Genomic DNA, 14,801 nt, shown 5'->3' with positions numbered 1-14,801 from the left:
GATAAACTGTGATTATGATTTTGTTAAATATATGGAAATTGAGTTCATTTATGTCAAAACTCGCAGCACTCGACCAACTTTTAGAAGAATATAAACAGTTTGATTATCATCAAGATCCTCTCCTAAAAAAGCGTCTGCATGAAGCACAAGACTGGCTCAAAGCACGTATTTTAGACACGCATACTGAGTTATTTAATCGCCCAGAAAATAAACTCATGGCAGATTATTTTATTCATCGTTTATATGGTGGACCTGATTTTGATCCTTTGGCAGTCCAAATTGAGCGCTTACTCAAATATGCGCATAAAGCAGAAAAGATCATTCCTGAGAATGCCATTAAAACGGGTTTAAAATCGATTGGGCTTGCAGTATTGGCAATGCAATTAGATGAACAAGTTGCCAAACAACTGCTCAAGGACTACCCTGCCGATCAAAGCATTGATGATGAAATGATGCGTTTGACTCTAATCAAACTAGATCAAGCCGAACAACGTCTGCAACAACTCAGTTTACTTGATGATTTAGGCGTTGCATTGGATAAGTATATGCGTTCATTTTTAATGCATACCGCATTTAAAATGTGCAAAGGCACAGCCCATAAATACAATTTTCAACTGATGTATGAATTTATTGGTGAAGGCTTTGTGGCTATGAAACCGATGAAATCTGCAGCTGATTTTATTCATGCATTTACGCTAAAAGAGCGTGAAATTGTCAATAATGTACATTCAGGACAAGCCAATCCGTTTAGAATATGATAAGGTTTTAGCAACTTAATGACGGCATACACGTCATACTTTTGTATATTATTGATTGTGTCTGTTGCCAGACTTTTAAATTTTGCATGATGGACGCTGTAAAAAGTCACAAAATCTGTCATCATGCAAAAATATGACAAAATTTCTTATTTTTTGTGTTCAGGAGTGACTCGAATGTCGAATGAAAACCAAAAGCCAACCGCACAAAACGAGTCGGCACAAGACACAGACAAAGTAAGTCCATTTTTAACTGAACCATTACCGCAAGGCACACCACAAGGTCAGCAACAATCTTTACAACAACAATTGACCGATACGCCTGTTTCAGGAAGCGTTCCAAAATATAATCTCCCTCGTGGCGCAAATACTGGAAATGTCGGTGCAACCACACATTTCGGTTATCAAACTGTGAGCAGTGAAGATAAAGCTCAAAAGGTAGCGGAAGTTTTCCACTCTGTTGCAAGCAAATACGACATCATGAATGACCTTATGTCATTTGGTATTCATCGTTTATGGAAACGCTTTGCCATCAATATGTCAGGGGTACGTCGTGGTCAACGTGTCCTTGATATTGCTGGTGGTACGGGCGATTTAGCCAAAGTATTTAGCCGTGAAGTTGGTCCGACAGGTCATGTCGTGTTATCCGACATTAACGAATCTATGCTGAATGTTGGACGTGACCGTCTGATTGATGCAGGTTGTACCAATGTTGATTTTGTATTGGCAAATGCAGAAACCCTAGAACCATTTGAAGATAACAGCTTTGACCTGTTAACCATTAGTTTTGGTTTGCGTAATGTGACCGATAAAGATGCTGCATTGGCTGCGATGTATCGTGTACTTAAGCCAGGTGGTCGTTTACTTATTTTAGAGTTTTCAAAACCAGTTTTTGAGCCTTTCTCTAAACTCTATGACTTGTATTCATTCACTGCATTACCAATCATGGGTAAAATCGTCGCAAATGACTCAGAAAGTTATAAATATTTAGCTGAGTCTATTCGCATGCATCCAGACCAACGTACCTTAAAAGGTATGATGGAAAATGCAGGTTTCCAAAATACCGACTACCATAACTTAACAGGTGGTATCGTTGCTGTTCACCGTGGTTTTAAACTTTAATAAGGTAAATAGCCATGTGGTCGATTCTTGCCTTAGGCGCAGTTGAACGATTCATTCATCAGCTCATTGATTTGGATGCTATTACTCGCATTCAACTCAATGCGTTGCAAGGTAAATTATTACGCGTCGTGATCAACTCACCACAACTCTCCGTTGATGTTTTTTTTGATGAAAATAAAGTCCGACTTGAACCGACTGTAACCGGTCAAAGTACAACACCGTCTATCTTTGAACAACGTCCTTTTGATCAACGTCATGTGATCAGTGAAGCCACAGCGACATTACATGTAAAGAATGCGATTGAATTAATTAAATTGCTCATTTCAGATGATGTGGGCAATATTCCTTTGCAAGGTGATTATCATTTATTGCAGGATATTCAACGTATTATCCAACAGGCTGAGCCTGATTTAGCTACACACTTAAGTCCGTGGATTGGTCCTACACTTGCGCATGAACTCGCCAAAATCCAGCTTGCACCAAAGCATTTAAAGCGTTCTTTACAAAGTCATTTATTTTTTGCTGAAGACTTTTTAAAAGAAGATACGGGCTTATTTGCACCTCGCTGGCAAATGGATGATTTGCAACAACATACCCGAACACTTAACCAAAATATTGATCGACTTGAAGCAAAAGTTCAACAGCTTCAAAGCCAACTCAATCAAGAACAAAATTAGGTAAGAGCATTTATGATTCCGCATATTTCCCGATTACTCGAACTGTGGCGCATAGCAGCTCACTATAGACTCGATACATTGGTTCCTGCGGAAGAATTACCTGAAAAAGCCCGTCATGCTTTGTCGATCATTCGCATGCACCCTGCAGCATGGTCAAGCAAAGAGAAAAAAAATCCGCTAAAACTGAAAAAAGCTTTAGAGGAAATGGGGCCTTTGGCCATCAAACTCGGTCAGTTACTTTCGACTCGTCGTGATTTGATTCCACCTGAAATTTTACAGCAATTGGTATTATTACAAGATCGAGTAAAACCTTTTAGTGTCGATGTTGCCAAAACTCGTATTGAAGAATCACTCAAAGCCAACATCAATACCCTATTTGTCCGTTTTGATGAACAACCTTTAGCTGCTGCATCTATTGCCCAAGTGCATACTGCTGCTTTGCATGATGGACGTGAAGTGGTCGTCAAAGTGACTCGACCTGATATTCGCAGTCAAATTTTACAAGATTTTGAAATTTTAGAATGGCTCGGACATACCCTCGAAAAACGTCTTGAAGCTGCACGTGCTTTTCATTTATCTGAAATTATTCAAGATTATCGCCAAGTCATATTAAATGAATTAGATCTGACTTTAGAAGCCGATAATACACGACGTATGCGCCATTACTTCACTGGCTCAAGCATGATGTATGTGCCAGAAGTATATATGGACAGCAAAGATGTCATGGTCGCTGAGCGCATTACGGGTGTGCCGATTTCAGATATTGCAACATTTGAAAAATTGGGAATGAATCGTCAAGACCTTGCTGAAAAAGGTCTAACGATTTTCTTTACCCAAGTATTCCGTGACAACTTTTTCCATGCGGATATGCATCCGGGCAACGTCTTTGTTGAAACGCTCAATCCAAGTCACCCACGTTATATTGCGCTTGACTGCGCCATCATGGGCGAGTTATCGAAACACGATCAGATGACCGTTGCACGCATGTTACTGGCAGTGATGAACAGTGACTTTATGCAACTGATTCAGATTGTACACCAAGCAGGTTGGATTCCACCAGGAACAGATCAAGATGCTTTAGCGCGTGAAATGCGCCGTACTGTAGGTCCAATGGTGTCAAAACCAATGCATGAATTGGACTTTGCAGGGATTTTAATTCAGGTCATGGATATTGCGCGTCGTTTTCATTTAGAAATTCCGCCACAACTGATGTTATTACTCAAAACATTGGTGCACGTTGAAGGTCTAGGCACAGACTTATATCCTGAGTTGGATATTTGGAAACTTGCGAAGCCGATTCTAACAGAATGGGTCAAAGCCCAAATGAATCCACAAAAGAACTTAAAGGAATTAGGACAAAAAATTCCTGATTTACTTTTAGGCGCGCAGGATTTTCCAACACTGCTGATCGACAGTTTAAATGGTCTAAAAAATCAATCTGCTTGGCATGCTAAACAGTTACATGAATTACAAATGATGCGTTTGGAAGTGGAACATCAACAAAAACGCAGTTGGATGTTTGGCAGTATCATGGCAATTTTATTGTCGATTGCGATTATTGCACCGTGGTATATTTCTATTGTTTTGATTATTCTTGCAAGTATTTTAGCCGTTTGGCGGATTGCAAAGTAAATTAAGAAAAGCATCAAAAATCACATCAAAACTGGTGTGATTTTTAAATCAGAAATACAAAGATAATATAATATGGCTACTCATTCTAAAATAAGCATTCTCCATCCTTCCATCCAAACTATCTTAGATGAAATAAAAAAATTTTATAAAGTTACTGACCAACTAAGTTTACCTGTTGTTCAAGAATGGTATTTTCACGACTACGATAAAAAGACTGATACTATTATCGTTTCATGCAACTACAGTATTCATTGGGTTGATATTGTCTTTAATTATCATGATTTAACAGATCCTCTCATTTTTGATTTTTTAATCTATTTATCAAAAAAATATAAGACCATAATTTTACTTGGTTATCTACAAACTACTAGCGCAGATGCACAATTTATAATACTTGAAAATGGAATTATCCAATACAACATTGCACAGTATTTAATTTAAGATAAAATTGTCATGACTCAAAAATTTGGCTTAGAAAATTCTAATCATATTTTTAGGTCGGACTTACCTGAAGTTGGTCAGGCATTTAATTCAGAAATACAAGAATTCTTAGATTTAGATGATTGGAATAACTTTTTTGACAGCTGTACTCGTGAATATACTTTTGACTATTCACCCCATCTCGAAGAATATTTTCATTTATGTTGGTATAAAGAAAGCCCATGACTCCCAAGTCACCTACTGAAACCTCTCGCCATTGTCCAACAATCCCTCACCACTAAAATAAACCAATCCGTTTGAGTGAGTGAACCCATGACCCAAATTCTACAAAAACGCCCTGCTGCATTAACCATCCAAGCAGGCACACTTGCCAAACAACTCATTCAAAAAGAAGGACTACAATCGCATCATGTCGACATGATTCCTGGTGCGGCAGGTGGTCCTAAAGGCATTGGGTTAATGGGTCTAGACCAAGCCATTTTTGGTGATTTCCTACAACGTGCTAAACAACGTCGCTTTTTAATTGGTTCATCGGTGGGTGCATGGCGTTTTGCAAGTCTCATTGCACAAGGTGAGAAAAAAGGCGCAGACCAACTTGCAGAGTTATATATCAATCTGCCTTTTCATAAAGGCATGAAAATCGCTGAGATTGAAAAAATATCACGTGATATGCTGCATGGGATATTAGGCAATCAATCTGAAAAATTAGTCACTCATCCTGATTATCACCTTACGATTATCGCTGCCAAAGCAGCGCATATTTTCCAAAGTGATCAAAAGCTTGCGCTCTATGGTTCATTATTGGGCATCATTGGTAGCAATGTAATTTCACGTAACCACCTCAATAAATTTATGCAACGGGTGATCTGTCAACCTGAACATTTTCCACAATTTAAAATTCAGGATGATGCCTTTAAAACCCATTATGTCAATTTTAATACTGACAATGTCGCAGATTGGCTGATGGCATCGGGCTCGATTCCTGGTGTGACTCCTGCAGTGAAAAATATCGCCGATGCACCACAAGGTGCATACCGTGATGGCGGTTTGATCGACTATCACATCGACTTGCCTTTCGACAGTAAAGGCATTGTTTTATATCCGCATTTTAGCGACAGCATCACCCCAGGTTGGTTCGATAAAATGTTTAAATCACGCAAAGCTAATCCGATCAATCAAGCTCGTACTTTACTACTTTCACCTTCACAAAGCTATTTGGAATCACTGCCTCTAGGACGTTTACCAGACCGCAAAGACTTTGTGATGAAAGGTATATCGGACAGTGAGCGTAAAAAATTATGGCGACAATCTGTAGCTGAAAGCCAACGTATGGGTGATGAATTTTTAGAATTGGTGGAAAAGCAGAATTTTGTAGATGTGATGGTGGATTTGTAAATACAAATTGCTTATTGATGTAATCTTAATTAATCTAAAAATAAAGAAAAATTGAGATTACATTCTCCATGCTGACTATAAATTTAAATGACAATGCATTTTTAATTGACCAACAAGAATTTCAATTTCCTATTTCAATTCAAGAATTAATTGCTGTATTGGGCGAAGCAAATCGTATTTTAAAATATGATCCCAATACAATCTATGTTTGGGATGAATTGGGGATCTCTGCTTATGTCCCACCAGATCAAACGAGTGACTTTATTACAACAACGTTACAACTTACATTTCAACATCAGAATTATGAGCACTCACCAAAACAACCATTCAATGGACAATTTAAATATAAAAATCAAGATGCTATTTCTTATTTTTTTAAACATCCTGAATTACGAATTCCAATATATGAAGGTGATACTCACAAAGCTTTAGTTGCGCACAATATTTCAGCATGGTTTCATGGCGACCTTAAGCAACATCAAATAGATGGAATAAGTTTTTCACATTATGAAGTGCCATCTCCCCCTGAAGTTTTGATATTAGATACTGAATTTAGGCATTTTGAAAAACTATGGAAAGAAGGGATAAGTGCTATTGAACACGTTGTGCCTAAACATAATCGTTACTTCAATCTGAAACACGGTATTCAAAACCAAGATATCACTGATCTGCAATCCATTCATGATATAAAAATGCCAGACATACTCATTAACTTTTATAAAGTGCATAATGTCTATTGGGATGCTGTGACCTCAGTATTTCAATTCAATGTGAATGGTTGGGGCTATGATTTACTGCCTTTTGAAGATATTTATCAACATTGGCAAAATAATGTTGAACTCAATACAGAAGAAAACCTCGACTCCTCAAATTATCCGAATTACGACCCTCGAACAAAAATAAATGATTACACTAACCCTCTTTGGATTCCTTTTGCCGAAGGTCGAAATGGAGACTACTTACTGATAGATTTAGACCCAAATGAAAATGGTATTTATGGTCAAATCATTGAATTACAAAATGAATCATGGCAAAGAAATATTGTAGCAAACTCTTTGGAAGAACTAATTCACAGGACCATTGAACAACTCAAAGAACCAATAACCGAACATTTCAAATTTATTTTAGAGAATGGTTAATTCCCTTATTCATGAATGCTAAAAATTCTCTTCATTTCGCCATCATCGGGGCAGGTACAGCAGGGCTTGCAACTGCAATCCTACTTGCCCAACAAAATATTCATGTCACGATTTTTGAAAAAGCTGAAAAACTCGAACCCGTAGGTGCTGGTTTACTACTACAACCTTCAGGGCTTGCAGTATTTGAACATTTAGGCGTATTAAACGAAGATTTAAAACTTGGTGCAATCGTGACAGGTTTAGAAGGTCAACTCCCCCAATGGTTTTAAATTGGTCGATAGCCATTATGCACAGGCACATCCTGATTTTTACGGTCTTGGCATTCACCGAGCAACCTTATGCTATGTACTTGAACAAAAATGTCGTGAATATCCTGAACTCATCACATGGCAAATGAACACCGATATTCAAAGGCTTGAAGAATCCACTGATGAAAGTTGTGTTGGTGGTACTGTGAATAGTGAAACTTTCGATCAAGCTTTTGATTGTGTGATTATTGCCAATGGTGCGCGAAGTGAACTCAGACCCCAAACGTGGGTCAAAGTCGATCAAGCCTATCCTTGGGGTGCAAAATGGACGATTGTTCCTGAATGCCTAGACTTTGATACCCAAATTCTGCATCAGTTTTATGATCATTCTAAAATCATGATGGGAATACTTCCTACAGGTGCTATTCCAACTCACCCCAATCAACGGCTTTCCAGTGTTTTTTGGAGTTTACCGACAGATCAATTGGAGAATTTTTTACCAAATAATCTAGCTCGTTCAACTTGGCTTAAAGAGGTTTCTAAACGTTGGTCTGCTGTTGTCGATTGGTTAGAACAAGTCATTGTCCAACCTGAAGAAAAGCAACAATGGCTTTCGGCAAATTACCGTGATGTCGTGATGTCAAGGTTTGGGGAAGGACGGATTGGAGTGATTGGAGATGCAGCTCATGCCATGAGTCCACAACTTGGACAAGGTGCAAATATGGCACTTTTAGATGCATGAGCACTTGGACAAGCAGTTCAAAATTCAAGGAAAAATGAAGCTTTAGACTATGCAAAACTTTGGCAAACTTATCATCAACATCGTCAAAGTTCGACTGCATTTTATCAATTTTTGAGTCGTTTACTCACGCCCTTGTATCAATCAGGACATTGGTAGGCGGGTGGATTGCGTGATCTGACATTTTCATGGATGTACCGAATTCCTTACTTCCGTAAAGAAATGGCGATTACCGTTTCAGGCTTAAAATCAGGCATGTTTAGTCAGATGAAGTATGAAGATATTACCCAGATAAAAGAGTATAAAAATGGATATAAATACGAAAGAAACTCTTGAGAAAATATTCCCCCCATTTTCATTGGGCGAGAATAGATCTCTACTTGAATGTGATTTTTATGATACACACTATCGTTATTTTGACCAAATTGATGATGATTACTTATCTGCCGTTGAAATGACAGCAGAAGATTTACTTCTTAAATGGGGCTTTGATTGGCCTGAATTTTACTTACAGGTTGGACTAGAAGCTGCTCGCTCACGCACTAGACCTCTTGAAGGCATTACAACATGGAAAGATATAAGCTATCAATATTTATATTATTTTGGATACAATTGTAGCTTTTTAAGCTCAGAGGGTTATAAATTATTCTTCCCTGCTGCTGTATATCATTTTTTAACAACTGATCAAAATAAAGCTTATATAGATTGGTTCATTTTTAGATTAAACTCGCAATGGGAAAAAGATAATCACGTTTTTAATGATATCCAAAAAGAATTTATCTTTGAATTCGTTAAAGAACACTATAAAGGTTATGTTTCTTGGATTCCTAATAATTAAATAATTTTTAAGATTATCCGCAAATCACTCCAAATCACGTAAACTATAGACCTCTACGTTTCCTACGTAGAGGTCAATTAATTAATTATCTGGTGAAATCCTATGAATAACTTGCAATGGCTCGATGAAGTAAAATTTAACGAACAAGGACTCATTCCTGCTATTGCGCAGCATCATCAAACTGGACGCATTTTGATGGTGGCATGGATGAACCGTGAAGCTCTGCAACTGACTGCTGAAAAAATGCGTGGTGTTTATTTCTCACGTTCACGCAATAAACTGTGGTTTAAAGGTGAAGAATCAGGACATTTCCAAACCGTTTATGAAATCCGTTTAGATTGCGATGCCGATGTGATCGTGTTACAAATTGAACAAGAAGGTGGCATCGCTTGTCATACAGGGCGTGAGTCATGCTTCTATCGTAAACTCACACCAAATGGTTGGGAAATTGTGGATGTCCAACTCAAAGACCCAAATGTGATTTATGCTGATAAAGCCAAACCATCAACAAATCCACATACAATTGCCATGAATGCCTCAGATGCTCAATCTGAACAAGTTGAAGTCTTAAACTACTTAGGCAAAATGATGGCTGAACGTAAAGCTGCCAATCCTGAATCATCATATGTAGCCAAGCTTTATCACAAAGGTTTAAATAAAATTTTAGAAAAAATTGGCGAAGAAAGTTTTGAAACTGTGATTGCGGCGAAAGAATATCAAGCACATGCCAATGAAGACAATAAAAACGATTTAATCTACGAAGTGGCAGATCTTTGGTTCCATACCATTGTGATGTTGGGTTATTTCGACCTTGATGTGCAATTAGTTTTAAATGAATTGGCTCGTCGTCAGGGACTTTCAGGCTTGGTTGAAAAAGCCAATCGCCAACACTAAAAAAATTTTCCAATAAAAAAATAAGCGCTTTATGCGCTTATTTTTGATTCAACATTTTACAAATAAAACTTAACGTTTTTGTTCAATGGCTGCACCTGCACCACCGCCGATTGCACCACCGATTGCTGCACCTGTATTGCCACCGAAGACACCTTTACCAATCGCAGAACCAATCGCACCACCTACACCACTATAGGTTGCATTACGGTTTGAACCATTCGATGTTTTACTCCCAACAGCAGCACCTGCACCACCACCAATTGCAGCACCTGTACCACCACCGACATTGTTCCCCACACCACCACCGATTGCCCCACCTAATGCGGCTGAAGCAACACGTTTATCATTACTCGACATGTTTTCACAGCCTGCTAGCATCAGAGTTGAAAGTGAGGCTACTGCCAATACTGTCATTACTTTTTTCATGTCTTTCTCCATCAGTCCTTTTTAACTGGTTTTATCTTAATCTTATTTCATGGATCGAATCTTAGTGATCTGTTAAGAAACGCAACTTTTCACATATATTTTGTAAAAATAGAGAAATCAAACATAAAAAAGACGCCCTCAGGCGTCTTCTTCATTTTAAATTTTAAATGTATTTCTTAGAAAGTATCTTCATTTAAAGCTTGTGAGAATGCCTGATCAACTTCAGAGAAATCATTTACAAGCTCATGTTCAGCAGCTTCAGCTTCTTGACGACGACGTTCTAAGTGATAAGCCAAACCTGTACCCGCTGGGATCAGACGACCTACAACCACGTTTTCTTTCAAGCCACGTAATTCATCTTCTTTACCTGTTACAGCCGCTTCAGTTAACACACGTGTTGTTTCCTGGAACGATGCAGCAGAGATGAACGAGTCTGTAGAAAGCGATGCTTTGGTGATACCCATCAATTGACGTTCAAACTTCGCAGGGAACTTGTTCTGAGCCAAGATTGCTTGGTTCTCTTGAACAACACGGATGTAATCCACTTGCTCACCTTTGATGAAGCTCGTATCACCACCGTCAGTGATATCAACTTTACGCAACATTTGACGTACGATGACTTCAATGTGCTTATCGTTGATTTTTACACCTTGTAAACGGTATACATCTTGAACTTCATTCACGATGTAATTGGTTAATGCAACTTCACCTTTCAGACGTAAGATGTCATGTGGGTTTTGTGGACCATCAGAAATGGTTTCACCACGATTCACATGCTCGCCTTCAAACACGTTGATTTGACGCCATTTTGGAATCAACTCTTCGTAGATCTCAGAACCATCATCCGGTGTGATCACTAAACGGTTCTTACCTTTGGTTTCTTTACCGAAGCTGACGATACCAGACACTTCTGCAAGGATCGCATGCTCTTTCGGCTTACGTGCTTCGAACAAGTCAGCTACACGTGGCAAACCACCGGTAATATCACGTGTACGTGACGTTTCTTGTGGAACACGACCAATAACATCACCGACACCAATCGTTTCACCATCACGGACAGTTACGATTGTGTTTTGTGGCAAGAAGTAGAACTGTTCTCCGCCATCGGTTGTATCCAACACGATCGCAGGACGTAAATCTTTACCAGATGCAGGACGTGCAGTCACTGGTAAGATTTCAACAGTGGTCATACCTGTTGCATCATCAGTTTTCGAGGTTGCAGTTACACCATCAGCGATTTGACTGAAACGTGCTTTACCCGCAACTTCTGTTACCAATGGATGTGTATGCGGATCCCAAGTTGCAACGATACCCCCCCCCTCTACAGCTTCACCATCTTTAATCAAGATGCTTGCACCATACGGAAGTTTATAACGCTCACGTTCACGACCTAAGTCATCTGCAATACCAATTTCACCTGAACGTGAAACAGATACCAAGTGACCTTTGGCATGTTGTACAGTTTTCACATTATGGAAACGTACTGTACCTTTATTACGCACTTGAACACTATTTGCAGCAGAAGTTCGGCTCGCAGCACCACCGACGTGGAAGGTACGCATGGTTAACTGGGTACCTGGCTCACCAATAGATTGAGCAGCCATTACACCGACAGACTCACCTGGATTCACCAAGTGACCGCGTGCAAGGTCACGACCATAACACTTCGCACATACACCGAAGGTAGATGCACAGCTCACCACTGAACGCACTTTAACTTCATCAACACCAGCATCTTCAAGGTATTGAGCAAGTTTCTCATCAATTAACGTATTACGTGGCAGAATAACATCATCTGAACCTGCTTTTTTCACATCTTCAGCGGTTACACGACCTAATACACGTTGACTTAATGGCTCAATAACATCACCACCTTGAATGAATGGTGTCATGACAAGACCATCATAAGTACCACAATCTGGCTCAGTGATCACTAAGTCTTGTGCCACGTCAACCAAACGACGTGTCAAGTAACCAGAGTTCGCAGTTTTAAGTGCAGTATCTGCCAAACCTTTACGTGCACCATGCGTCGAGATGAAGTACTGAAGTACGGTCAAACCTTCACGGAAGTTTGCTTTAATCGGTGTTTCAATGATCGAACCATCTGGTTTCGCCATCAAACCACGCATACCTGCAAGCTGACGAATCTGTGCTGCCGAACCACGGGCACCAGAGTCAGACATCATGTAGATACTGTTGAATGACTTTTGTTTCTCGTCTTCACCCTGTTTGTTTTTAACAGTGGTAAATGACAAGTTATCCATCATGGCTTTTGCAACTTGGTCGTTGGTACGCGCCCAAATATCGACCACTTTGTTATAACGTTCACCCGCAGTTACGAAACCTTGCTCGAACTGTTGTTCAATTTCACGAACTTCAGTTTCTGCTTTGTCGATAATTGCTTGTTTTTGTGGTGGAATAACCATGTCTTCCATACCGACAGAAACACCTGAACGTGTTGCTTGACGGAAGCCCAAGTACATCAATTGGTCAGCAAAGATAACCGTATCTTTCAAACCGAGTTTACGGTAGCAAGAGTTAATTAACTTAGAAATGTTCTTTTTGGTCATTTCCACATTAATTTGTTGGAAATCCATGCCTTCAGGAACAACTTCCCAAAGTAAGCAACGACCTGGTGTTGTGTCTACAACAATGGTTTGATGCTCACGATTACCATTTTCATCAATTACAGTTTGATGTACACGTGCTTTAACGCGCGCATGCAAATCCACTTGACCTGTTGCCAACGCACGGTTTACCTCATGCGTATCCGCAAACACCATGCCTTCACCTTTGGCATTGATTGCATCACGTGTGATGTAATACAAGCCCAAAACCACGTCCTGAGAAGGTACGATGATCGGCTCACCATTTGCAGGTGATAAGATGTTGTTGGTTGACATCATTAACGCACGTGCTTCTAACTGTGCTTCGAGTGTTAATGGTACGTGTACCGCCATTTGGTCACCATCGAAGTCGGCGTTAAACGCAGCACATACGAGAGGGTGGAGACGGATCGCTTTACCTTCGATCAAGGTCGGTTCAAATGCTTGAAGACCTAGACGGTGAAGTGTTGGCGCACGGTTCAACATGATTGGGTGTTGACGAATCACAGATGCTAGAACGTCCCAAACTTCTGGTGTTTCACGCTCAACCATTTTCTTCGCAGCTTTAATGGTGGTTGCTTGACCTGAAGCTTGTAGTTTCGCAAAGATAAATGGTTTGAACAATTCAAGTGCCATTTTCTTCGGAAGACCACATTGGTGTAAACGTAATGATGGACCTACTGTAATTACCGAACGACCAGAGTAGTCAACACGCTTACCAAGCAAGTTTTGACGGAAACGACCTTGTTTACCTTTGATCATATCTGCCAAAGATTTAAGCGGACGTTTGTTCGAACCAGTAATTGCACGACCACGACGACCGTTATCCAACAATGCATCTACAGACTCTTGTAACATACGTTTTTCGTTACGTACGATAATGTCTGGTGCTGCAAGATCAAGAAGACGTTTCAAACGGTTGTTACGGTTGATCACACGACGATACAAATCGTTCAAGTCAGACGTCGCAAAACGACCACCTTCAAGTGGTACAAGTGGACGAAGATCTGGTGGAAGAACTGGAAGTACAGTTAACACCATCCATTCAGGCTTATTATTTGAATCGTTGAATGCTTCCATCAATTTCAAACGTTTAGAGGCTTTTTTAAGCTTCGTCTCAGACGTTGTATTTGGAATCTCTTCACGAAGACGTGTAATTTCAGCTTCAAGATCGATGTCTTTCAACAAATCTTGAACTGCTTCAGCACCCATTTTCGCGCTGAATTCATCACCGTGTTCTTCTAACGCTGTAAAATACTCTTCATCATTAAGAAGTTGATATTTTTCAAGCGGTGTCATACCCGGATCTGTTACCACATAAGATTCGAAATACAATACACGTTCGATATCACGTAAAGTCATATCTAAAAGCAAGCCAATACGGCTTGGTAATGATTTCAAGAACCAAATATGTGCAACTGGAGATGCAAGCTCAATGTGACCCATACGTTCACGGCGAACTTTCGCAGTTGTTACTTCAACGCCACATTTTTCACAAATGACGCCTTTATATTTCATACGCTTGTATTTACCACACAAGCATTCATAATCTTTGACCGGACCAAAGATTTTGGCACAGAATAAACCATCACGTTCTGGTTTAAACGTACGATAGTTAATTGTCTCAGGTTTTTTAACTTCACCATGAGACCATGACTTAATCATTTCTGGTGACGCAAGACCAATACGGATGCGATCAAACTCTACAGGAGCATGACCGTCTGAATCCGTCTTTTTGCGCATGATATCGAGCAAGTCTTTCAATTTTTTTCTCCGTGTGTTGTGGAGATTTTCACTCTACAACTGGGTCACAAATATTGTTTTTTCACTGACAAATCCCCCTTGCCCCTCTTTATTAAGAGGTGAGAAGCATTGCTTCGCAAGGGAGA

General features: G+C 39.6%; 12 protein-coding genes and 1 pseudogene. 11 read left to right on the top strand and 2 right to left on the bottom strand.

Translation table 11 applies throughout. The features are described 5' to 3' along the window. Positions 1-50: 50 nt before the first annotated feature. From DJ533_RS04480 to hisIE, 11 genes and pseudogenes are all read left to right on the top strand, one after another. Entirely contained in the window at positions 51-758 is a 708-nt protein-coding gene (locus tag DJ533_RS04480) for an FFLEELY motif protein (protein WP_065994012.1), read from the top strand. Positions 759-932: 174 nt separating this feature from the next. Further along, positions 933-1,877 (top strand): bifunctional demethylmenaquinone methyltransferase/2-methoxy-6-polyprenyl-1,4-benzoquinol methylase UbiE, encoded by a 945-nt coding sequence (ubiE, locus tag DJ533_RS04475; protein ID WP_065994011.1) that lies wholly within the window; start codon positions 933-935, stop codon positions 1,875-1,877. 14 nt (positions 1,878-1,891) lie between these two features. Continuing rightward, positions 1,892-2,554, top strand: a complete 663-nt coding sequence (locus tag DJ533_RS04470) for a ubiquinone biosynthesis accessory factor UbiJ (protein ID WP_065994010.1) — start codon at positions 1,892-1,894, stop codon at positions 2,552-2,554. 12 nt (positions 2,555-2,566) lie between these two features. Further along, positions 2,567-4,186 (top strand): ABC1 kinase family protein, encoded by a 1,620-nt coding sequence (locus DJ533_RS04465; protein ID WP_065994009.1) that lies wholly within the window; start codon positions 2,567-2,569, stop codon positions 4,184-4,186. A 72-nt stretch (positions 4,187-4,258) separates the two neighbouring features. After that, positions 4,259-4,627, top strand: a complete 369-nt coding sequence (locus DJ533_RS04460) for a hypothetical protein (protein ID WP_065994008.1) — start codon at positions 4,259-4,261, stop codon at positions 4,625-4,627. Between the two features lie 12 nt (positions 4,628-4,639). Beyond that, the gene (locus DJ533_RS04455) at positions 4,640-4,852 is read left to right on the top strand and encodes a hypothetical protein (RefSeq protein ID WP_065994007.1); all 213 of its coding nucleotides are present in this window, start codon (positions 4,640-4,642) and stop codon (positions 4,850-4,852) included. Between the two features lie 87 nt (positions 4,853-4,939). Next, a complete protein-coding gene (locus DJ533_RS04450) occupies positions 4,940-6,022 on the top strand; it encodes a patatin-like phospholipase family protein (RefSeq protein WP_065994006.1) in 1,083 nt (360 codons plus the stop codon). Between the two features lie 68 nt (positions 6,023-6,090). Further along, entirely contained in the window at positions 6,091-7,161 is a 1,071-nt protein-coding gene (locus DJ533_RS04445; RefSeq protein ID WP_065994005.1) for an SMI1/KNR4 family protein, read from the top strand. 11 nt (positions 7,162-7,172) lie between these two features. Beyond that, positions 7,173-8,484: pseudogene (locus DJ533_RS04440) on the top strand (FAD-dependent oxidoreductase). After that, positions 8,456-8,986, top strand: a complete 531-nt coding sequence (locus DJ533_RS04435) for a hypothetical protein (protein ID WP_065994004.1) — start codon at positions 8,456-8,458, stop codon at positions 8,984-8,986. The pseudogene DJ533_RS04440 and the gene DJ533_RS04435 overlap by 29 nt, the downstream one beginning before the upstream one ends. A 102-nt stretch (positions 8,987-9,088) precedes the next feature. Beyond that, positions 9,089-9,880, top strand: coding sequence for a bifunctional phosphoribosyl-AMP cyclohydrolase/phosphoribosyl-ATP diphosphatase HisIE (gene hisIE, locus DJ533_RS04430; protein WP_065994003.1), 792 nt, complete (start codon positions 9,089-9,091; stop codon positions 9,878-9,880). 69 nt (positions 9,881-9,949) lie between these two features. On the opposite strand, the gene DJ533_RS04425 is transcribed toward hisIE, so the two are convergent. Then, positions 9,950-10,306: a DNA transfer protein p32 gene (locus DJ533_RS04425; protein WP_065994002.1), complete on the bottom strand. Its 357-nt coding sequence runs from the start codon at positions 10,304-10,306 to the stop codon at positions 9,950-9,952. Positions 10,307-10,482: 176 nt separating this feature from the next. Next, a complete protein-coding gene (gene rpoC, locus DJ533_RS04420) occupies positions 10,483-14,676 on the bottom strand; it encodes a DNA-directed RNA polymerase subunit beta' (protein ID WP_065994001.1) in 4,194 nt (1,397 codons plus the stop codon). Positions 14,677-14,801: the final 125 nt, after the last annotated feature.

The organism is Acinetobacter defluvii, from assembly GCF_001704615.3.
In the GTDB taxonomy this organism is placed as follows: Bacteria; Pseudomonadota; Gammaproteobacteria; order Pseudomonadales; family Moraxellaceae; genus Acinetobacter; species Acinetobacter defluvii.
The sequence above is the reverse complement of the archived record's forward strand: the minus strand, read 5'-3'. Positions and strand labels throughout refer to the sequence as shown.

Bases quoted from the DNA above. Each gene is read 5' to 3' on its own strand.
- DJ533_RS04445 (WP_065994005.1), top strand. From the start codon at position 6,091: ATGCTGACTATAAATTTAAATGACAATGCATTTTTAATTGACCAACAA.
- DJ533_RS04470 (WP_065994010.1), top strand. From the start codon at position 1,892: ATGTGGTCGATTCTTGCCTTAGGCGCAGTTGAACGATTCATTCATCAG.
- DJ533_RS04460 (WP_065994008.1), top strand. From the start codon at position 4,259: ATGGCTACTCATTCTAAAATAAGCATTCTCCATCCTTCCATCCAAACT.
- hisIE (WP_065994003.1), top strand. From the start codon at position 9,089: ATGAATAACTTGCAATGGCTCGATGAAGTAAAATTTAACGAACAAGGA.
- DJ533_RS04450 (WP_065994006.1), top strand. From the start codon at position 4,940: ATGACCCAAATTCTACAAAAACGCCCTGCTGCATTAACCATCCAAGCA.
- ubiE (WP_065994011.1), top strand. From the start codon at position 933: ATGTCGAATGAAAACCAAAAGCCAACCGCACAAAACGAGTCGGCACAA.
- DJ533_RS04435 (WP_065994004.1), top strand. From the start codon at position 8,456: ATGGATATAAATACGAAAGAAACTCTTGAGAAAATATTCCCCCCATTT.
- DJ533_RS04425 (WP_065994002.1), bottom strand. From the start codon at position 10,306: ATGAAAAAAGTAATGACAGTATTGGCAGTAGCCTCACTTTCAACTCTG.
- DJ533_RS04455 (WP_065994007.1), top strand. From the start codon at position 4,640: ATGACTCAAAAATTTGGCTTAGAAAATTCTAATCATATTTTTAGGTCG.
- DJ533_RS04465 (WP_065994009.1), top strand. From the start codon at position 2,567: ATGATTCCGCATATTTCCCGATTACTCGAACTGTGGCGCATAGCAGCT.
- DJ533_RS04480 (WP_065994012.1), top strand. From the start codon at position 51: ATGTCAAAACTCGCAGCACTCGACCAACTTTTAGAAGAATATAAACAG.